Genomic DNA, 21,093 nt, shown 5'->3' on the forward strand with positions numbered 1-21,093 from the left:
CTGATTTGTTTATTCAAATTTAAAAATAATTATTTCTTTACCAACAATGCAATGTTCTCAACGTGATGAGTTTGAGGGAACATATCTACCGGCAAAATTTTCACTAAAGTATAATGATCTTTCATCAGAGCTAAGTCTCTTGCCTGGGTTGCAGAGTTACAGCTTACATAAACGACTTTTTCAGGAGCTAGCTTAATGATTTGCTCTACTACTTTTTGGTGCATTCCATCTCTTGGCGGATCGGTGATTAATACGTCTGCTTTTGGATGGTTTTCCATAAATTCATCATTGAAGACATTTTTCATGTCTCCGCAATAAAATGTGGTATTCGTTAAACCATTCAGTTCAGCGTGTTCTATAGCGGCATCAATGGCTTCCTGAACAGATTCAATTCCGATAACGTGTTTTGCATTTCTTGCAACATATTGTGCGATGGTACCTGTTCCGGTGTATAAATCGTAAACTACTTCATCACCTTTTAAATCGGCAAATTCAAGGGTTTTTCTATATAATTCTAACGCTTGTTTATAGTTGGTCTGAAAGAATGATTTCGGTCCGATTTTAAATTTCAATCCATCCATTTCTTCCATTAAAAATCCTTCTCCGAAATATATATTTACATTCAGATCGTAGATAGAATCGTTCTGCTTAGGATTGATGGCATATACCAAAGTTTTAATCTGTGGAAATTGCTCCAGCAAATAATCAAAAAGTTTTGCTCTGTTCGCTTTTTCTTCTCTGTACAATTGAAATAAAACCATCCACTCTCCTTTCGAGTTTTGTCTCATCATTAAAGTTCTCAGAAAACCCTTTTGTTCTCTTACATCGAAAAAGTCTAAACCATTTTCAATTCCGAAATTTCTTACTGCCAAACGAATTGCGTTAGACGGATCTTCCTGTAACCAGCATTCTTTAAGATCGAGAATTTTGCTCCACATTCCCGGAATATGGAAACCTAGTGCATCTCTGCTGCCATAGTTTTCTTCAGAACTGATTTCGTATTGAGTCAGCCATCTTGCATTTGAAAAAGAAAATTCCATTTTATTTCTATAGAAATATTGCTCTTCTGCTCCCAAAATCGGAACGGTTTCAAAATCATCGATTCCGCCAATTCTTTTGATATTGTTGTAAACTTCTTCCTGTTTAAAATCAAGTTGTTTTTCGTAGCTCATATTCTGCCACTTGCAGCCTCCACAAACTCCAAAATGAATACATTTCGGTTCTACTCTGAAGGGTGATTTCTCAACAATCTCTTTTACTTCAGCCTCAATATAATTTGACTTTGACTTTTTAACTCTGACATTTGCCACATCTCCGGGAATACCTCCGGAAACCAAAACAGTTTTCCCTTCTTCGGTTTTTCCTATTGCAACTCCTTTTGCACCTGCAGTTATCAACTTTATATTTTCAAGAATTACGTCTTTCTTCTTTCTCATATCAATTTCTATCGGTACGGATCTACTTTCTATTTTACATCCGTAAATTTTCTATTTTTTCTGTTCTAATGATTTGCCTTTCGGTATCACTTTGCAAAAATACAATAAAAAAAACCTTATCCGAAGACAAGGTTTTTTTCTATTGTATAAGCTTTATTATTTTGTCTGAGCTGATTGCTGAGGAGCTTCCTGAACTGGAGGAGCCGGCTGCGCTGAAGGATCCATATTCATCTGCGGCATCATTTGTGGTTGAGGAGCAACTTTTGGCGCAGAAAGACCTGTTTGTTTGTCTAAAATGGTAATCAACTCCTGATCACCTAAATTAACAAATGATCTGCTTGCAATTTTCCCGTCTTTGTCAACAACAATGAAGTTTGGTAATTTAAACCCATATACTCCGTATTTTTTAGCAATATCAGAATTAAGACCTCCTTCTGCATACACGTTAGTTCCCTGAATTCCTTTCATCATTGCATTGCTTGTTTTCACAAACTGATCTTTTGTATCATCTACGTTTACGTAAACGAAATTCATTTTAGATTTATAGAAATTCACAACTTCTTTCAATACAGGAACTGTACCTTCTGCAATGTAAGGATTCCAAGATGCGTAGAAAACCAATACATAAGGTTTTCCTTTATTCTCACTCAATTTGTAAGCTTTCCCGTCTGCTTTCACTAAAGAAGCTTCCGGAGCATCATCACCGATTTTAAATCCGTTGATGGCAAACTGCATTTTTTTAATATCTGCTTTGATTCCTGAATCTTTAATATCTTCTTCTATGATTTTTTTGATTTTATCAGTTGTCTTAGCCGGAGTTTGCGGGTGAATATCTGACTGAGCCATTACAAATGCCAACAAATAATCTTTGGTAACCTGAGAAACTTCTTTCTGAGATTTCAAATAGTCATTAAACAATTCTGAAGTTGTGATGTCTGTTTTCCCTTTGCTTTTTGCTTCTGCAAATTTCTGGAAACCAGGACTCATTTTAGTTAAAAGATATTGTCTGTAGAAAGGGCTTGTCTTCACCATTTCGTCACTATTTTCTTTTAATTTATTTTCATAATCTGTAAATACTTTTCCTAATTTGAATGAAGGATTTCCAGACATTTGTTTTTTATTCATTTCGTAGTTCACCAACAGATTCAGAATAGCTGTTTTTGCGTCAGTCTTTTTCCATTCAACTACTTCTTTTCCCGGATTGTATTTTTTTACATTCTCGTCGATATTTTTATTGATATCTGCCTCAATCTTCTGCATTCCTTTCACATACTTAGCTTCATCACCTGATGCCAATTCCTGAACATTCACGCTTTGTCCGTAAGTAGACAGAAATTTCTGACAAGCCTGAAAGAAATCGTTATCATTTTTCGCATCACCTGTTACTACATATTCATTAGGAAAAGTAGCTGCACTTCCTGATATGTTTACTGTCTGACCACCTTTAAGAAAGATTAAATTCTGCTTTCCGGCGTAGTTGATAACATACATTCCGTTTTTTGGAGCTTCGAAACTTCCTGAGAAATTCCCATCCTTATCAAGTCCCATATTGATGAGTGGCAATGTAGCAACGCCTGAGGCTTCTACAAATTCTACTCTTTCTAATGGAGAGCTTCCTGCAATTTTTCCTTTTACTTCAACTTTTTTTGAACAAGACACTGCAAATATTGCAATGACAAACAACAAAAGATATTTTTTAATCATCATTATACTATTAATTTTTTGAAATGATTGAATTTTCAATTTCATTTTTGGTTTTATAATTAAGCAAAAATAAGTTTTTCGATAAACTTAATGCTATTTAACAATTGATTTTATGAAACATTTAACTAAAAATTTCGCCTTCAATGAAGAGGACGAAATTTTCTTTATATTTTTTAACAGATTATGCTTTATCTGCCATTGCAACCATAAATTCTCTGTTCATTCTAGCAATATTCTCAAGAGAAATTCCTTTAGGGCACTCTACTTCGCAAGCACCTGTGTTTGAACAGTTACCGAATCCTTCTTCATCCATAGCTTTCACCATGTTGAGAACTCTTCGCTTCGCTTCTACTCTACCTTGAGGTAATAGTGCGTACTGAGAAACTTTAGCTCCTACAAATAGCATTGCAGAACCGTTTTTACAAGAAGCTACACAAGCGCCACAACCGATACAAGCTGCTGCATCCATTGCTTTGTCTGCATCTTCTTTAGGAACCGGGATTGCATTGGCATCCAAAGTATTTCCTGAAGTGTTTACCGAGATAAATCCACCTGCAGCCATTACTCTGTCGAATGCACTTCTGTCTACCATTAAATCTTTGATAACGGGGAAAGCAGCACTTCTCCACGGTTCAATAACAATCGTTTCACCGTCTTTGAACATTCTCATGTGAAGCTGACACGTTGTTATACCTGTATCCGGACCGTGAGCTCTACCGTTGATGTAGAGTGAACACATTCCGCAGATTCCTTCACGACAGTCGTGATCAAACGCGATAGGTTCTTTTCCATCGTTGATAAGGTTTTCGTTCAGGATGTCTAGCATTTCCAAGAATGAAGAATCTGTAGAAACATCTGATATTTTATAGGTCTCAAACTGACCTTTAGTTTTGGTATTTTTCTGTCTCCAAATTTTCAGCGTAAGATGAAGGCCTTTTTTTGCACTCATAATTTTATATTTATAGGTTGGAGATTATTTATCTTTTTCTGGTTTATCAGCATTTTCAAATTTCATATTTGAAATTAAATATGCGATTTTAGTTGATTTACTGTCTTTTAATTCCTGATATTTTTGCATTGCCTTGGCAATATTTTCAGATTTATCATCTTCCGATTTGGTATAAATCTGTTTTTTATCATTTTTAATTACCTGATAAAATATTTTCTTATCTCTAAACTCCTTTGGATTAAGCGGCTTAAAATTAACTCCCGCTACAAATGCTCCCATCTGTCCTTCAGCATTGATCACATACACTGAATTTGCTTCAAGATTTGCTTCAATATAATCTCTGTTTTCTGCACCTGCCCAAAACAAATGTTTACCGGGCTCACATTCATAGACTAAATACTTTCCGCTTCCAATAGATCCTAAAAAAAGATCTTTGTCATATATTCTGAAATTAACTAACATTCCAGCCCCGGTCTTCAAGATGTAAACCAAAGATTTACCTTCAGAAGGTTTATCGATAGATTGAGTGGTAACTTTCTGTCCAAAAACAGTAGAGATGCTTAGGAAAACTACAAAAAGCATCAGGATTTTTTTCAAATTTTTCATACTATTTGTAACTTCTTGCTTTAACTTCAATGTTTTCGTACACAAGATCTTCCTTATGGAGAACCTCCTGCTTAATGTCATCACCCTGATATTCCCAAGCAGCAACATACTTGAAGTTCACATCATCTCTTTCAGCTTCACCTTCCGGAGTCGCATGATCTTCTCTGAAGTGTCCTCCACAAGATTCGTTTCTGTGTAAAGCATCGATAGCCATTAGCTGACCTAATTCAATGAAATCTGCTACTCTGAATGCTTTTTCAAGCTCGGTATTCATCCCTTCAGTTTCGCCCATTACTTTTACGTTCGTCCAGAAATCTTTTTTCAACTGATCAATTTCGGCAATTGCCTGTCTCAATCCTTCAGGGGTTCTTCCCATCCCCACTTTATTCCACATAATGTGTCCCAATTGTTTGTGGAAATAATCTACTGAATTCGTCCCTTTATTATTAACAAAGAAGTTTACTTTGTCTTTAATTTCTTTTTCAGCCTGTTCAAATTCTGCAGAATTCGTAGGAATTTCTCCCGTTCTGATATCCGCAGAAAGATAATCTGCAATAGTATAAGGTAGAACGAAATATCCGTCTGCCAAACCTTGCATCAACGCAGAAGCTCCCAATCTGTTGGCTCCGTGATCAGAGAAGTTAGCTTCACCGATAACGAAACATCCCGGGATTGTAGACTGCAGGTTATAATCAACCCAAACGCCACCCATTGTATAGTGAACGGCAGGATAAATTTTCATTGGAGTTTTGTAAGGATCATCTGCTGTAATCTTTTCGTACATTACGAATAAGTTACCATATTTTTCTTCGATCCAAGCTTTTCCAAGGTCATAAATCTGCTGATCCGTAGGATTTTGAATATGTTTTTCAATAGCAGATTCTTTACCTTTTTTCATAATTTCTGTGGAGAAATCGAGGTAAACACCTTCTTTAGTATCATTATTTTCGATTCCGAAACCGGCATCACATCTTTCTTTACCAGCTCTTGACGCAACGTCACGAGGAACTAAGTTTCCGAATGCAGGATATCTTCTTTCTAAATAATAATCTCTATCTTCTTCTTTAATATTTTCAGGTCTCAGTTTTCCTTCTCTGATGGCAACTGAATCTTCAATTTTCTTTGGAACCCAGATTCTTCCGGAATTCCTTAATGATTCAGACATCAAAGTCAGTTTAGACTGCTGTGTTCCGTGAACCGGAATACAAGTCGGGTGAATCTGAACATAACAAGGGTTTGCGAAATAAGCTCCTTTTTTGTGAATCTTCCAAGCTGCAGAAACGTTTGAACCCATTGCATTGGTAGAAAGGAAATATACGTTTCCGTAACCTCCTGAAGCAATAACCACTGCGTGAGCAGAGTGTCTTTCGATCTCACCTGTTACCAGATTTCTAGCGATGATCCCTCTTGCTTTTCCGTCTACGATTACCAATTCAAGCATTTCGTGACGGTTGTACATTTTTACTCTTCCTTTTCCGATCTGACGGCTTAATGAAGAATATGCACCTAACAATAACTGCTGACCAGTTTGTCCTTTTGCGTAGAAAGTTCTTTTAACCTGAACTCCACCAAATGACCGGTTATCTAATTGTCCGCCGTAATCTCTACCAAACGGAACTCCTTGAGAAACACATTGGTCGATGATATTTGCAGAAACTTCGGCTAATCTGTATACGTTTGCTTCTCTTGCTCTGTAATCTCCACCTTTGATGGTATCATAGAACAATCTATAGGTTGAGTCACCATCACCCTGATAATTTTTAGCAGCGTTGATACCACCTTGCGCAGCAATCGAGTGTGCTCTTCTTGGTGAATCCTGATAACAAAATGCTTTTACATTATATCCCTGCTCCGCCAAAGTAGCTGCTGCAGAACCTCCTGCTAAACCTGTACCTACAACAATAATATCTATTTTATCACGGTTGTTAGGCGCAACAAGGTTCATATGGTCTTTATGATTTTTCCATTTGTCCTTAAGCGGACCTGCAGGAATTTTTGAATCTAATTTACTCATATTAGTATATTGATATTATTGAGTTACGTAATGAAAAATTGCAATAAAGATAAAACCTAAAGGAATCAGTATAGAATACCAGTTACCAAAAGCTTTGATCATTGGAGTATATTTTGGATGTCTTGCCCCAACAGACTGGAACGAAGACTGAAAACCATGAGCTAAATGTAAACCAAGTAAACCGAAAGAAATGACATAAAGCACCACTCTCCACAAATCAGCAAACTTCCTGTGAAGATCGCCCCAAAAACGGGTTTCTTCTACCGGAAGACCATCAATATATTTATAATTCATCTCATGAAGCCAAAAATCATACATGTGCAGAAAAATAAATGCTAAGATAACAGCTCCTGAAATAATCATGTTACGAGATGACCACGTAGAGTTTGCAGAACCTTCGTTTTTATCATAACCGATAGGTCTTGCTTTTTGATTTTTAATTTCTAAAATAAATCCCATCACAAAATGGAATATTACAGCAAACATCAACACGGGTTGCATTACAAACTGAATAAGAGGATTATACCCCATAAACTGTGATGCATTGTTATAAGCTGTTTCACCGAAAACCGACAATAGATTTACGGAAAGATGCATTACTAGGAAAATCAGCAAGAAAAATGCTGAAAGTGCCATAGCATATTTTCTACCTATCGTAGAACTTGTTAAACCTGCCATATTGAGTTTAAATTTGATTTCCCACAAAATTAGGGAATGTTAACAAAACTAAAAAGTGAGAAATCTCACTATTAGACAGTTTGTAATCTTTCTAAATAACAACGAAAAGGATGTATAGATGCAGGATAATTCAAAAAATCGACATTATTTTAAATGATATACTTTTTGATTAAAAATCACTTTTCCCGAATGTGGCGGAAGTGTTTGGATTTTAATATTTTTTAATCTGCGGGATGAAACATATGGATTGATAATATATTGCTGAATTTCATTTTGATCTCCTATATTTTCAACCCAAAAGCAGACTGCACTTCTTTTTTTCACAGAGAACACCTTTCCTTTTTTGTATTGATGAACTAAGACTTCCTCTTTTTGACGCTCATAAATCGTAAAAGAAATCCTTAGTATAAAAAACAATAGCCCAACTAAAGAAATTTGAGCCAATCTTCTAAAATTATATTTTACAATTACAAATCTCAAAAGATAAATAACCACAAATAACATGGCAACCTCAACAATATTTAACGAAATATTCTCAAAAAACAATGATTCAAAACCAGCAAACCAATGAATAACCTTTAATAATAAATCAATAATGAAATCGTAGATAATATTAATCATTGTGAAATCAAATCCGAGAGCCATCAAACCAGTCATCAAAAATGAGAAAATGATAATTACTTCGGAAAAAGGAACGATAAAAAAATTCGCAACAATTGAAACAAAAGAAAATTGATGAAAATATAATAAAACCAAAGGCAGCGTTGCTAATTGCGCAGAAATTGAAATAGATATCGTATTAAAAATAATCTTCTTAAAATAATTATCCTGCTTCGGTAAATATTTTAAAATAGGTTGATTGAGCCAATAAATCCCTAAAACTGCTAAAAAACTCAGTTGAAATCCAACATCAAAAAACTGTTGGGTATCAATAATCAAAATAATAAAAGCTGAAAGCGCCAAAGAATGCAGCAAATCAGGCTTTCTTTGTAGCAAAACATATACAAAATAAACCGTAAGCATGATGCAAGAACGCACTACTGAACTTCCGAAACCTATAAACAAAGCGAAAATCCAAATAAATACTAAACTTAATACAATGACAAACTTTCTGAATTTTAACGGTAAAAATTTCATTAAAATAAAATAGAACATCCCAAAAATAACAACAACGTGGGTTCCGGATATGGCTAGAAAATGCACTAATCCAGAACGGTTGAAATCTTGCAAAGTTTCTGAATCTATCTCTGTGCGGTCTGCCAGAATAATTCCTTTTAAAAATTCTTTGCTTTTGGGAGACAATTCAGAATGGCTGATCTTTTTTAGAACTTCCAGTCTTTTCTGACGGATTTTTTCACTCAACGAGAGGTCACTTCTTACAGCAAATGTAATGTCATCATTTACATAACATTGATAAAAAATATTTTTTCGGTGGAGATATTTAGCGTAATCAAATTGAAAATTATATTTTGGAGATTGAGGTTGGTTTACATAAGCTTTAGCTGTATAATAATGCTCGAAATCAAGCTCTTTGCTTTCTTTTGGGATTAATAAAATCGAATTGAATGATTCTTTCCCGACTTGTATAACAGCCTCATATTTTTTACTTTTCTCTGTAGAATTTAATTTTTTAGAAATCTTAAAAACAATATTGTCGTTGGAGTTTAAAGAAACATGAGATTTTTGTGGGAAGTTCAGATAATGCAGACAGATTCCCAAACCGAAAAAGAATAATGACAGTAATACCGAATTAATTTTTGAGATGAAAAAAGATTTAAATAAAGTAGGAATTGTGATAATTACACAAGAAATTATGGTTGCAAGAATAAAATTTCGTTTAAAAGAAAAATAATCCTGTGAACACAATCCCAAGATTAAAGCAGCAAATTAAGATCAGGAGTGGCTGTCGGTTCAATTTTCATCATTTTGTACTACTAAAGTAATGAAAATATGAAAATCATTCGTAAAAAGTTTATTTAATTTTTAAAATAATATCTGCAGCTTTATCACTTGCACCTTTTCCGCCGAGTTTACTTCGTAAAATTTCAAATTCTTCGAGCATTGCATATCTTGTTTCCCCTTCAAGAATTAAATTCAGTTGCTTAACTAGATTTCCTGTATTTAATTCATTCTGAATCAATTCCTTAACTACTTCTTTATCCATAATAAGATTGACAAGTGAAATATACTTAATATGTTTCACCAGTCTTTTGGCGATAGCGTAAGAAATTTTACTTCCTCGATAACAAACCACTTCCGGAACATTTAATAAAGCAGTCTCAAGAGTTGCCGTTCCTGAAGTTACCAAAGCAGCTTTAGAACATCTCAATAGATCATACGTTTTGTTTGACACGAAATGTACATTTTCATCAACATATTTCTCGTAAAAATCTTTCTCAAGACTCGGAGCTCCTGCTATAACAAACTGATAATCTTTAAAATAAGGTCTTACTGACAACATTACTTCAAGCATCTTTTCAACCTCCTGTTTCCTGGAACCCGGGAGAAGAGCAATGATTTCTTTTTCATTCAAGTTGTTATCTTTCTTAAAAGCCACAGTATCAATTTCTTGAAGGCTAGAAATTGCATCTAGCAAAGGATGTCCTACAAAATGTGATTTTACATTATGTTTTTTGTAAAAATCTTCTTCAAAAGGAAGGATCACCAACATCTCATCGACATATTTTTTAATGGTTTCAACTCGACCTTCTTTCCAGGCCCAAAGTTGGGGAGAGATGTAATAAACCACTTTAATTCCCAGTTCTTTTGCAAATTTTGCAATTCTTAAATTGAAACCGGGATAATCTACCAAAATCAATACATCGGGTCTGTTGTTTCTGATATCGGCTTTGCAGAATTTAATATTGTTTAAAATCGTTTTTAGATTCAATACAACTTCAATAAACCCCATAAAAGCTAAATCCCGATAATGTTTCACTAAAGTTCCGCCTTGTTTTTCCATCAAATCGCCACCCCAGAATCTGAATTCTGCGAGGGGATCTTTCTGCTGTAAGGATTTCATTAAATTACTTCCGTGCAAATCTCCGGAAGCTTCACCTGCGATGATATAATATTTCATGAATGATCTTTGATATGCGATGAATGATTTTATCTATTGAAGTGACGTATTAAAACATCAAAATTCAAAATATAATTAAGTAAATTTGTTCAAAGATAATGATAAAAAATGTCAGAAGAATTTGAAATAAAAAATAAAGTAGCATCAAGCGGATTGGTTAATTTTGATTTGTCTGATCTGGTTCCAAAAGGAATCAGAAAAGGGATTGATCTCAAAGATTTTCTTTTCATGGAGCTGATTTTGAAAGAAAAAGATTTCCGTGAAAAAGTAGCTGCGATTAATCCCGATGAGTATCAAGACCAGTATGTTTACATTTATAATTCCGCAGATGCGATTGTTCCGCTTTGGGCATACTTTTTAATTACTGCTAAATTAACAGATGTTACAAAAAAAATAATTTTCGGAAACAAAGAAGATTTAGAAGTTCTTCTTATGCACAATGCTATACAAACGCATGATTTTGATGACCTGAAAGGTAAAAGGGTTTTGGTGAAAGGTTGCTCTGATCAAGCAATTCCGGAAAACGCCTACATCGAATTGGTGGAGCAATTAAAACCAATTGTAAAATCTCTGATGTTTGGTGAAGCGTGCTCCAATGTGCCTATTTTTAAGAACTAAATCAATGAGCAAAAGAACTTTATCTTTTTTAATTTTCATTGCTTTTTTCTTAATTTATTATGCAGGTAGTTTTTCTAAAATAGCTTTCGGAGACTGCATCGGCTTTGTTCTGGATGTAGAAAAACGGGAATTCTTAATTGATGCTACACCTCTTGCCCATTTTCTGTACATTAATACTGCTGTGTTTTTTACAAAAATTCTCAACTTTGACAGTGTTTCCGTCATGCGATTCATGTCTGTTATTCCTGCGGCCTTAACAGCAAGTGCACTCTTCTATCTGATAAAAGAATTTATTGAAGAAAATTGGATTGCCGTAACCTCAGTTTTCGTTTTTGGTTTAGGTTTCACATTCTGGCGCAGTGCAGAGACAGTAGAAGTTTACACGTTCAACGCTTTTTGGGTTATTCTTTTTTTTTATTTATTCAGTCAAATCGCTGAAGAGTAATTCTCAGAAACACATCATCGTTGTTGGTATTTTATTGGGCATAAGTTTTTGGGTTCATATCCAGAATATTATGCTGATTCCTGCATATCTGGTTTTACTGTATGTATTAAAATCTGAACTCAAAAGTATTTTATTATCATTCACCTCTTTTATTTTTATTTTTTCTTTGATGTTTTACATAAATCATCTTAATGGTCTTGAATTGAAATATGCTTTCACATCAAACAGTGGACCTTGGGTAGAAAATACTTTTCAACAAAGCTTTTCCGATTTATTAAAAGACGTAGTAAAATCGTTCTTATATTTGATTTATAATTTCAATATATTTATTGTATTTGCCGCTGGTGGAATGATGTATTCGTTCAAAAATTTTAAAAACACTTTTACATTTCTGTTTACAGCTTCCGTTTTTACGCTAGGTTTTGCCACATTTTATGCGGTTTCAGACAATTACGTTTTTTTTATTCCTTTTTATTTAATTTTTTCTGTTTTTATCGCTTTAGGAATAAAGCAATTGAATAGTAAGTATAATTTGAAAAAATTAATATTTGCGCCTTTATTCATCCCATTTATATACATCTGCAGTATGTATATTGTTTCATTAACTCCTCAAGGGAAAAAATTTCATCAAGAAAAATTATACAAAGGTGGTTTGTATTATTATATGCTTCCTTGGCTTAAGAATAATATAGGATGCCTAGAATTTACTTTAGACAACATAAAATGCCACGGATAATGTTGAAGCATTACATGAACAATCAAGAGAATTCATACAGCTCCGAATGAAATATCAATCACTTCCGGAAATTCGCAAACTTTAACACTCATTTTAAGCTTAAAAATTTTTTATTCTAAGAATTTTGATAACTTTGATTTCTAACAATTTAAAATTTAAACACAAGAAAATGAATTTAATCGATCTTTTAACAGGAAACACAGGAAATCAGGTAGCAGAACAAGCCGAAAACAAATTCGGAATCAGCAAAAATCAGATTATTGCACTTTTGGCAGTGGCTACTCCACTCGTTATTTCTTACCTTAGAAATAAATCTCAGGATGCAAAAGAAGCGGAGGCTTTAAATAACGCATTGGATAAAGATCACGATGGCAGTATCTTAGACGATACTTCACAGTTGGACAACAGACAAGATGAAGGGGGCTCTATCCTTTCTCACGTTTTTGGAAACGCGAAAAACAATGTCGAGAATCAATTGTCGCAAAACACCGGAATTTCCATTGATAAAATTGGTCCTATATTAGCGATGCTTGCGCCGGTAATCATGGGTTACATCGGTAAAGAAAAACAACAAAACAATGTAGGAGCTGGAGGTATCGGTGATCTTTTAGGAGGAATTTTGGGAGGTGCTCAAACTCAGGCGCAAGAACAACAATCTAGTCCTCTGAACGATATTCTGGGGAGCGTTTTAGGTGGCGGACAATCACAGTCATCAGGAAATCCTCTGAATGATATTTTAGGAAGCGTACTGGGAGGTGGCGGTCAGCAACAGAAACAACAAAGCGGTGGTCTTGGCGATTTGCTTGGAGGACTTTTTGGAGGAAAATAATTTTAATTATATCTAAAAAAATGACCGAAGATGAATTCTTCGGTCATTTTTTATTTTAATCTTTTGACTTTTCTGCTGTCGCCGGATAAGCCTTCGAAGCTTTTCTCGGTCTTTTCTTTCCGTAGCTTCCTAAAATCACTTTTCCTTTTCTAGATTTTCTATCTCCTTTACCCATAATTAAATTTTTTGGTTGACTACGAAGTTAAAGATTTATAATTAGAAGTCAAAAGATTGCACTGCTAAATAAATTTTAACAGATGATTTACACCTTTACATTTTTCCATTTGCCTTTTTTAAATAAAATAAAAGCAATAATTGAGATCAAAGTTTCCGCAACCGGAATTGAAATGAAAATACCTTTAGGTCCCATTTCAAAATATTTTGCCAGTACATACGCTAATGGAATCTGAAACATCCAAAATCCGAAAAAATTCAACCATGTAGGTGTCCAAGTATCGCCGGCTCCATTAAAGGCATTGATGGTTACCATACCAATTCCATAGAATATAAAACCTACACTCATGATGTGGAGCGCATTTTTGGCATAGTTCTTTATTTCAGCCTGCTCCGTGAAAAAACCAACAAGAAAATCTCCTAAAAGAAAAAATATAACACTTACAGAAAGCATAAAGATCACGTTGTACTTGACGGTTTTCATCACAGATTGTTCGGCACGCAACATTTCACCTGCCCCCATATTCTGCCCAACCAGAGTAGATGCCGCATTACTCAGTCCCCAAGCAGGTAGCATAAAAAACATCATCAAACGCAGCGCAGTTTGATAACCTGCGGAAGCATTTTCACCCCCTGTTGTGGCGACCAGTTGCGCCAGAAAAATCCAGCTGCAGGAAGCGATGACAAACTGAAATATTCCCGGCATCGCAATTTTCACTATAGAAGCAATCAGTTTGTAATCAGGTTTAAAATAAATTATTTTTATTCTCACCAGCGAATCAGCAATGAAAATATGATACAACTGATAGAGAACTCCGGTACTTCTACCAATTGTGGTTGCAACTGCAGCTCCTGTCAAGCCCATTGCTGGAATTGGCCCCAATCCTTTTATTAATACCGGACAAAGAATGATGTTGACAATATTTGCAATCCACAGACTTTTCATGGCGATTGCTGCATTTCCTGCTCCCCTGAAAATTCCATTAATCAAAAACAAAAGCATAATGATGACACTGCTTCCCATCATAATTCTGGTGAAATCTTTACCATATTCTGCCGCTTCAGGCTTTGATCCCATTAAAATTAAAATTTCCTTTGCATAAATAACAGCAAGCAAACTCAGAAATGAAGTAATGATGAAAGAGACAAAAATAATCTGCGCAGCACTTCTGGAAGCCTGTTCCGGATTTTTCTCACCGATTCTTCTTGCCACAACCGCAGTCGCTGCCATACTCATTCCAATGGCAATAGAATAAATAATAGTAAGTACAGATTCTGTTAACCCTACTGTTTGAATCGCAAAACCACTTTCTTTGAGATGTCCTACAAAATAAAGATCTACTAAAGCAAACACAGATTCCATCGCCATCTCCAGCATCATTGGGATTGCCAGTAAAAGCACGGCACTTCGTATGCTTATTTTGGTATAATCGGTTTCTTCTTCACTGATTGCTTTTTTCAGGAATTTGAAATATTTTTTCATAAATCTATTAAAACCCAAAAATAAGATTTCCTACTCATCTAAATAAAAAATTATTTTTAACATTTTATTTAAATACAGTTTCTTCAGTGCATGAATAATTAATGATTAAACTTGTTAAAGAATAGTAACTCCTCTGATTTTTCTAATATTAATGAATAAGGAAAATAGTAACTGATGTTTTAAAACGAAAAGTAATTCTATGTACTTTTTTGAGAAATGATCTAAAAAATGCTGTCACAGTTTTCTTAATCATGCAAAAGGTTTGAAACTTAACAAAATATATCAAAAAAAATATTTAGATTTGTATGTTGTTTAGAAATAAAAAATATATGAAAAAAATAATTACTACAACTTTGATTTTCGGAATATCCATGTTCGCAAATGTTTTATTTGGTCAACAGGTTTCTAAAGTGCAAAGACAGGCTATACAGTCAGACAATATACAGAAATTCAAGGCAGCTTTTTCAAAAGCTGATTTTGATAAATGTCTAAGCGTAAAAGAAGACTCTTACACAATGCTTTCTTACAGCGCCTTGAATAACAAAAAAACTATTTCAAATTTCTTACTTAGCAATAATGCTGATGTAAATAAAGCCTGCAACGGAATAACTCCCATAATGCATGCTGCTATTCATGGGAATGCAGATATGGCAAAAATGTTATTATCAAAAGGTGCAGATAAAAATGCGAAAGATCAAAACGGACTTACAGCAAAAGATTATGCCGTTAAAAATAACTTTCCTGCCGTAGTAGCATTATTAAAATAAAAATTTAGACATTACATACTTACAAACTTCTCTCGGGAAGTTTTTTTTATTTCAAAACCCTGCAAAAATCTTATCTTTGCCAACGAAAATTAGGCGCTTGAATGTCTAATATCTAAAGTCTAATATCTAACATCTAAAAATAATGTTTCGATCGCACACCAACGGAGAATTATCTCTTCAACATCTTAATGAAGAAGTTACACTTTCAGGATGGGTACAAACCATTCGTGATAAAGGATTTATGATTTGGATTGATCTTCGGGATCGTTACGGAATTACACAGTTGGTTTTTGATCAGGACCGCTCTTCTGCGGAACTGATGGAAATGGCAAAAAAACTGGGAAGGGAATTCGTCATTCAGGTGACAGGAAAAGTGATTGAAAGAGTAAGCAAAAACCCCAATATTCCCACAGGCGAAATTGAAATTTTAGTTGAAAAATTAGAAGTTCTTAATGAATCTCAACTTCCGCCTTTCACGATTGAAGATGAAACAGATGGTGGTGAAGAATTGAGAATGAAATACCGTTACCTGGATATCAGAAGAGCTCCGGTAAGAGATAAATTAATTTTCCGCCACAAAATGGCGCAGAAAGTGAGAAATTATCTTTCAGACGAAGGTTTTATCGAGGTTGAAACTCCTGTCTTAATCAAATCTACTCCGGAAGGAGCGAGAGACTTTGTTGTGCCAAGCAGAATGAATCCGGGACAATTTTACGCTTTACCGCAATCTCCGCAAACTTTCAAACAATTGCTGATGGTTGGCGGAATGGATAAATATTTCCAGATTGTAAAATGTTTCCGTGACGAAGATCTGAGAGCCGACAGACAGCCGGAATTTACACAAATCGACTGCGAAATGGCTTTCGTAGATCAGGAAGACGTGATGAATGTTTTTGAAGGAATGACCAAAACTTTGATTAAAGACATCACAGGTCAGGAATTCGGAGATTTCCCAAGAATGACGTTTGCAGATGCGATGCAGAAATACGGAAACGACAAACCGGATATTCGTTTCGGAATGGAATTCGTGGAATTGAATGATTTGGTAAAAGGAAAAGATTTCAAAATATTTGATGATGCCGAACTGGTTGTCGGAATCAATATAGAAGGATGTGCAGATTATACAAGAAAACAAATCGACGAATTGGTGGATTGGGTAAAAAGACCTCAAATCGGAGCTTCAGGACTGATCTGGGCTAAATTCCAGAATGACGGTGTAAAAACTTCTTCTGTGAACAAATTCTACAACGAGGAGGATTTAGCAAAAATTATCGAGAAATTTGGAGCAAAAGAAGGAGATTTAATGTTAATACTTTCCGGAAACGAGCACAAAGTAAGAACACAGCTTTCTGCCTTGAGAATGGAACTTGGAAACCGTTTAGGATTAAGAAAAGGAGATGTTTTCGCACCGCTTTGGGTTGTCGATTTCCCATTATTGGAATTTGACGAAGAAAGTGGACGTTACCACGCAATGCACCACCCTTTCACTTCTCCAAAACCGGAAGACATTCACTTATTAGAAACTGATCCCGGAAAAGCAAGAGCCAACGCTTATGATATGGTGTTGAACGGAAACGAAATCGGCGGTGGTTCGATAAGAATTTTCGACAGAGATCTTCAATCTAAAATGTTTGATCTTTTAGGATTCTCGAAAGAAGAAGCAGAAGCTCAGTTCGGATTCTTAATGAACGCCTTCAAATACGGAGCTCCGCCCCACGGTGGTTTAGCGTTCGGATTTGACCGTTTGGTAGCCATTCTCGACGGAAACGAAGTGATCAGAGATTACATCGCATTCCCTAAGAATAATTCTGGACGAGATGTGATGATTGATGCTCCATCTGCGATTGCTAACGAACAGCTCAACGAACTGGAACTGAAATTAAATTTAAAAGCATAAATTAGAAGCGGAGATTTTTTGTCCGCTTTTTTATTATGAAAAAACTAATACCTATTTTTATTTTACTGACTTACAATTTCTACAATTGTCAATTTTTAGAGGAGCAATATTCAAACAGTAAAATTTACAAGCTCAAACAAAACCTTGAATCAGGTCAAAAAAATGCTTTCTATGAATTAGCTTCTTATCTTGACAGTCATAAAAAATTGGCTGAATTTTTAGGTCATCACTATTTAGAAACTGAAGAAATTTATTTAGCAAAACGAGCAATTGAAGAGAATTCAATTTTCACAAATCAAGAAATAATTATCGATAGTATTTCAGGCTCGGAAAAATTTTTAGATTTTTTGAAGAAAAATGATGCTAAAATAAAATATTCTACTGAGATACAATCATTCTACATTACGGAAATTTACCAAAGAAATGAGTCAGTTGAATTCAGAGAACTTCCAAAAGCCAAATTAGAAAAATTGACCAAAAAAATTCCCGAAATCCTTCAACAAGATTGGGTTGAAAATGCTGGAATAAATTTTTTAATTCAACAAAATAAACCAGAAAGTCTTTTGAAAATTTGTGAACAATTTTATCGCAAAAGAGACAAATTCAATGTTTATAATCGTAACAAAGATAATTTTTACGACTTGCTATCATTTTTAATTCGAAAAGATATTGGTTCGATTGGCAGAAATAAAGATTTGGCTTGGAATACCAAAGATTATAATTTCGATAATAACTCTATTCTGAACTTGCTAATTTATTTTTCGAAGAATTATAAAAATTTCGTTTGGGATGACTCTGAAAAGCATTTTATTAATAAAGATTTACAATCAGAAAAGATAGATAACATTGCAGATTTATTTGAAGATTTGTACAATGAAAATGACACGATTGCTTTGAATTCATATATTAAACTATCTCAAAGCAATTCAAAAAGAGTTGGAAAATTGGCTGCTGAAAAGGATAAAAATTTTCTGGACAGAACCAATTCTATTGTACCGATTTTTCCTTTTAGATTTTTGAAACAACTATCATTACTTACAGAATATTACAGACAAAATAATGTTGATTTTATCGGCTCTATTCAATTAAAATCAACCATCGATAAATTAGAATCAGACTTATCTTTTAGGGAAAGAAGAAATCTAGAAAATCAAATAATAAGTCAACTGACATTGGAAGATCTTGCGCCAATAGAATATTGGTCATTGATCTATGAAAAAAAACAAAATTTTTCAAAATCGGTCTCCAGAAATTCTTGATATTTACTACACGAAAAACTGGTCAAAAATCATCAGCGACAACAGACAGTTAAGTATGTATTTAAAAAAATCTCTTCTCTACAGCCGAATTGGTATCAATGGAAATCTTAATTATTATGTCTATAAATTTACAGGGAATGGGTCTGAAACTGTAAAAAACCTAAACGAGATAAAAACAGATGATCCTGATTTGAAAACTCAAATCCAACGTGCTCAAAAAATATGTTTAGAAAAATTTGATTATCCTATTGATGATAAAAAAATAAGTGATGGAAACTTTAATAGCCAAAATATAAAAATTGAGGAAGAGGTTGACAAGTTAAGAATCACAGCAAAAAATGATGATGATTTTGAGTATGGTGTCCTAAAACTATTTTCAAAAATTGGTTATGCACAAATTCCAGAAGTAATCAATGTTGCAGATAATATTAAATTTAAAGAAAATCACAGAGACAAATATTCATTTTTAAAAAGAGATTTTGGTTTCTTCAGTATTGATAATTGGAAACTTGAAGATGCGAGAAAAGATTTTCTATCCGTTTATAACACTCATAATGAAAAGCAACTTTACGAATATTACCTTGATCAAAGTGGAGTTGATTATAAAAGCAAAAATGGTAATATAAGCTATGATAAAATTTATGAAATTCTGAAATTTAATATTGTAACTCCATTTACAGGAAGTTCGGAACTTGAAAATGAGGTGGGAGCGATTATAAAACTTTTGGAAATAAATTTAAATACAACATTAGGCTATCCTGATAAACTTTGTAATTCTTCGGGCATGTATATTTGTCCGCCTTCTGATAGAGCTTGGGAATGGAGAAGATACCTGAAAGAAAACAAATTATTAAAAGATCAACACTCTCCTATTGTTTCATTTAATTATGGATATTACATAGACAAAGTCTTAATGTATAGAAAATTAAACTCGAAGTAAGATATCAATTCCCACGGCACAATCATTGCAAGTTTTACTAAAAAGTAAGACAATGAAAGCAATTTGGAACGGCGCCATCGGATTCGGATTAGTGAATATTCCTGTGAAAATTTATTCTGCCACAGAAACCAGCAAGCTGGATCTGGATATGCTGGATAAATCTGATTTCTCGAATATTAAATTCAAAAGAGTTAACGAAAAAACGGGTAAGGAAGTAAAGTGGGCAAACATCGTAAAAGGCTTTCTGATAGACGATAAATACGTCGTTCTTGAAGATGAAGATTACGAAGCTGCAAGTCCGGAAAAAACAAAAATTCTTTCTATCGAACATTTTGTAAAAGAGGTAGAAGTAGATTCTGTTTATTTTGAAACTCCCTACTTTCTTGAGCCACAAAAAAATGGTGAAAACGCGTATAGACTTTTAATTAAAGCACTTCAACAGACAAAAATGGTCGGCATCGGAACGTTTGTTTTGCGTGATACCGAAGCGATAGGAATGATACGGCCTTATAATGATGATGTTTTAGTTCTGAACCGATTGAGATTTGATCAGGAAATCAGAGATTATAAAGATTTAAAAATTCCTGCAAAGAAAGCTCCGAAACCTGCCGAACTGAAAATGGCAAAAAATTTGATCGAGCAATTATCTGAATCATTTGACCCTACATTTTATAAAAATACTTATTCAGAAGAGTTACTGAAAATCATCAAGAAAAAGGCAAAAGGAAAATCAGTTAAAGTCAAAAAAACTGAGCCTGCTAAACAGGGTAAAGTGATTGATTTGATGGCACAATTAAAAGCCAGTTTACAAAGTCCGAAATCTAAAAACGCTTCTTAGTTATGGCACTAAAAGATTATAACGACAAACGGAGGTTCGACGAAACTACGGAACCTAAAGGAAAAACAAAAAAGAGTGACGACAAACTCATTTTTGTAATACAGAGACATGCTGCATCAAGATTGCACTATGATTTCAGATTGGAAATGGAAGGTGTTTTAAAAAGTTGGGCAGTTCCTAAAGGACCGTCTTTAAATCCTGATGACAAACGCCTTGCAATGATGGTAGAAGATCATCCTTATGATTATAAAGATTTTGAAGGAAATATTCCTGAAGGAAACTACGGAGCCGGACAAGTTGAAATCTGGGACAGCGGAACGTATGAACCACTGGATGATACAAGCAAACTTTCTGATGAAAAAGAACTGCTGAAAGAACTTAAAGATGGTTCGCTAAAATTTATTTTACACGGTAAAAAACTGAAAGGTGAATTTGCTTTAGTAAAAATGAAAAATACTGAAAATAATGCTTGGTTGCTTATTAAGCACAAAGATAAATTTGCAGAAGAAAATTATGATGCAGAAGAAAATGTTTCCTCTAAATCTTTAGTTTCAAAATTTCTGGAGGAAAAAAAAAGCCTAAAAAGCAGCAAAAAGAAGTCGTAACATCTGACACAAAATCAAATTTTAAACGTTACAATT

20 protein-coding genes are annotated in these 21,093 nt (G+C 34.2%); 10 read left to right on the top strand and 10 right to left on the bottom strand.

Annotated features, from left to right (window positions below; all coding sequences use genetic code 11):
- Positions 1–29 precede the first annotated feature (29 nt).
- The 8 genes from rlmD to lpxB all read right to left on the bottom strand — a co-directional run bounded on the left by rlmD (position 30) and on the right by lpxB (position 10,466).
- Positions 30–1,436, bottom strand: a complete 1,407-nt coding sequence (gene rlmD / locus ACZZ9T_RS01570) for a 23S rRNA (uracil(1939)-C(5))-methyltransferase RlmD (protein ID WP_463440642.1) — start codon at positions 1,434–1,436, stop codon at positions 30–32.
- Positions 1,437–1,592: 156 nt separating this feature from the next.
- Complete coding sequence (locus ACZZ9T_RS01575; RefSeq protein WP_463440643.1) at positions 1,593–3,143, bottom strand: TlpA family protein disulfide reductase; 1,551 nt, start codon at positions 3,141–3,143, stop codon at positions 1,593–1,595.
- A gap of 178 nt (positions 3,144–3,321) precedes the next feature.
- The gene (locus tag ACZZ9T_RS01580; RefSeq protein ID WP_463429669.1) at positions 3,322–4,089 is read right to left on the bottom strand and encodes a succinate dehydrogenase/fumarate reductase iron-sulfur subunit; all 768 of its coding nucleotides are present in this window, start codon (positions 4,087–4,089) and stop codon (positions 3,322–3,324) included.
- Between the two features lie 24 nt (positions 4,090–4,113).
- Positions 4,114–4,695: a hypothetical protein gene (locus ACZZ9T_RS01585; RefSeq protein WP_463440644.1), complete on the bottom strand. Its 582-nt coding sequence runs from the start codon at positions 4,693–4,695 to the stop codon at positions 4,114–4,116.
- A gap of 1 nt (position 4,696) precedes the next feature.
- The gene (locus tag ACZZ9T_RS01590; RefSeq protein WP_463429671.1) at positions 4,697–6,709 is read right to left on the bottom strand and encodes a fumarate reductase/succinate dehydrogenase flavoprotein subunit; all 2,013 of its coding nucleotides are present in this window, start codon (positions 6,707–6,709) and stop codon (positions 4,697–4,699) included.
- Between the two features lie 15 nt (positions 6,710–6,724).
- Positions 6,725–7,387, bottom strand: coding sequence for a succinate dehydrogenase cytochrome b subunit (locus tag ACZZ9T_RS01595; RefSeq protein WP_463429672.1), 663 nt, complete (start codon positions 7,385–7,387; stop codon positions 6,725–6,727).
- Positions 7,388–7,531: 144 nt separating this feature from the next.
- Positions 7,532–9,259 carry a ComEC/Rec2 family competence protein gene (locus tag ACZZ9T_RS01600; RefSeq protein ID WP_463440645.1) on the bottom strand — a complete coding sequence of 576 codons (1,728 nt, stop codon included), beginning with the start codon at positions 9,257–9,259 and terminating at the stop codon, positions 7,532–7,534.
- Between the two features lie 100 nt (positions 9,260–9,359).
- Positions 9,360–10,466: a lipid-A-disaccharide synthase gene (gene lpxB / locus ACZZ9T_RS01605; protein WP_463440646.1), complete on the bottom strand. Its 1,107-nt coding sequence runs from the start codon at positions 10,464–10,466 to the stop codon at positions 9,360–9,362.
- Positions 10,467–10,574: 108 nt separating this feature from the next.
- On the opposite strand from lpxB, the gene ACZZ9T_RS01610 reads away from it, so the two are divergent.
- The 4 genes from ACZZ9T_RS01610 (at position 10,575) to ACZZ9T_RS01625 (ending at position 13,094) form a co-directional block, all read left to right on the top strand.
- Positions 10,575–11,084 (top strand): DUF2480 family protein, encoded by a 510-nt coding sequence (locus ACZZ9T_RS01610; RefSeq protein WP_463440647.1) that lies wholly within the window; start codon positions 10,575–10,577, stop codon positions 11,082–11,084.
- A gap of 4 nt (positions 11,085–11,088) precedes the next feature.
- On the top strand, positions 11,089–11,529 hold the full coding sequence (locus ACZZ9T_RS01615) for a hypothetical protein (protein ID WP_463440648.1): 441 nt from the start codon (positions 11,089–11,091) through the stop codon (positions 11,527–11,529).
- 70 nt (positions 11,530–11,599) lie between these two features.
- Positions 11,600–12,265 carry a hypothetical protein gene (locus ACZZ9T_RS01620; RefSeq protein WP_463440649.1) on the top strand — a complete coding sequence of 222 codons (666 nt, stop codon included), beginning with the start codon at positions 11,600–11,602 and terminating at the stop codon, positions 12,263–12,265.
- A gap of 169 nt (positions 12,266–12,434) precedes the next feature.
- Positions 12,435–13,094 (top strand): DUF937 domain-containing protein, encoded by a 660-nt coding sequence (locus tag ACZZ9T_RS01625; protein WP_463440650.1) that lies wholly within the window; start codon positions 12,435–12,437, stop codon positions 13,092–13,094.
- A gap of 55 nt (positions 13,095–13,149) precedes the next feature.
- Here ACZZ9T_RS01625 and ACZZ9T_RS01630 read toward each other — a convergent pair whose 3' ends face one another.
- Both ACZZ9T_RS01630 and ACZZ9T_RS01635 read right to left on the bottom strand, forming a co-directional pair.
- Entirely contained in the window at positions 13,150–13,269 is a 120-nt protein-coding gene (locus ACZZ9T_RS01630; RefSeq protein WP_463429678.1) for a 30S ribosomal protein THX, read from the bottom strand.
- An 87-nt stretch (positions 13,270–13,356) separates the two neighbouring features.
- Positions 13,357–14,751, bottom strand: a complete 1,395-nt coding sequence (locus ACZZ9T_RS01635; protein WP_463440651.1) for an MATE family efflux transporter — start codon at positions 14,749–14,751, stop codon at positions 13,357–13,359.
- A gap of 329 nt (positions 14,752–15,080) precedes the next feature.
- On the opposite strand from ACZZ9T_RS01635, the gene ACZZ9T_RS01640 reads away from it, so the two are divergent.
- The 6 genes from ACZZ9T_RS01640 to ACZZ9T_RS01665 all read left to right on the top strand — a co-directional run bounded on the left by ACZZ9T_RS01640 (position 15,081) and on the right by ACZZ9T_RS01665 (position 21,057).
- On the top strand, positions 15,081–15,518 hold the full coding sequence (locus ACZZ9T_RS01640) for an ankyrin repeat domain-containing protein (protein WP_463440652.1): 438 nt from the start codon (positions 15,081–15,083) through the stop codon (positions 15,516–15,518).
- Between the two features lie 142 nt (positions 15,519–15,660).
- Positions 15,661–17,415, top strand: coding sequence for an aspartate--tRNA ligase (aspS, locus tag ACZZ9T_RS01645; protein ID WP_463440653.1), 1,755 nt, complete (start codon positions 15,661–15,663; stop codon positions 17,413–17,415).
- Positions 17,416–17,450: 35 nt separating this feature from the next.
- Positions 17,451–18,674, top strand: a complete 1,224-nt coding sequence (locus tag ACZZ9T_RS01650; RefSeq protein ID WP_463440654.1) for a hypothetical protein — start codon at positions 17,451–17,453, stop codon at positions 18,672–18,674.
- Positions 18,628–19,614, top strand: a complete 987-nt coding sequence (locus ACZZ9T_RS01655; protein WP_463440655.1) for a hypothetical protein — start codon at positions 18,628–18,630, stop codon at positions 19,612–19,614. Before ACZZ9T_RS01650 ends, ACZZ9T_RS01655 begins: the two co-directional genes overlap by 47 nt.
- A gap of 52 nt (positions 19,615–19,666) precedes the next feature.
- Positions 19,667–20,452 (top strand): non-homologous end joining protein Ku, encoded by a 786-nt coding sequence (ku, locus tag ACZZ9T_RS01660; protein ID WP_463429684.1) that lies wholly within the window; start codon positions 19,667–19,669, stop codon positions 20,450–20,452.
- Positions 20,453–20,454: 2 nt separating this feature from the next.
- Positions 20,455–21,057, top strand: a complete 603-nt coding sequence (locus ACZZ9T_RS01665; RefSeq protein WP_463440656.1) for a DNA polymerase ligase N-terminal domain-containing protein — start codon at positions 20,455–20,457, stop codon at positions 21,055–21,057.
- Positions 21,058–21,093: the final 36 nt, after the last annotated feature.

It is taken from the genome of Chryseobacterium sp. AC417 (assembly GCF_979258215.1).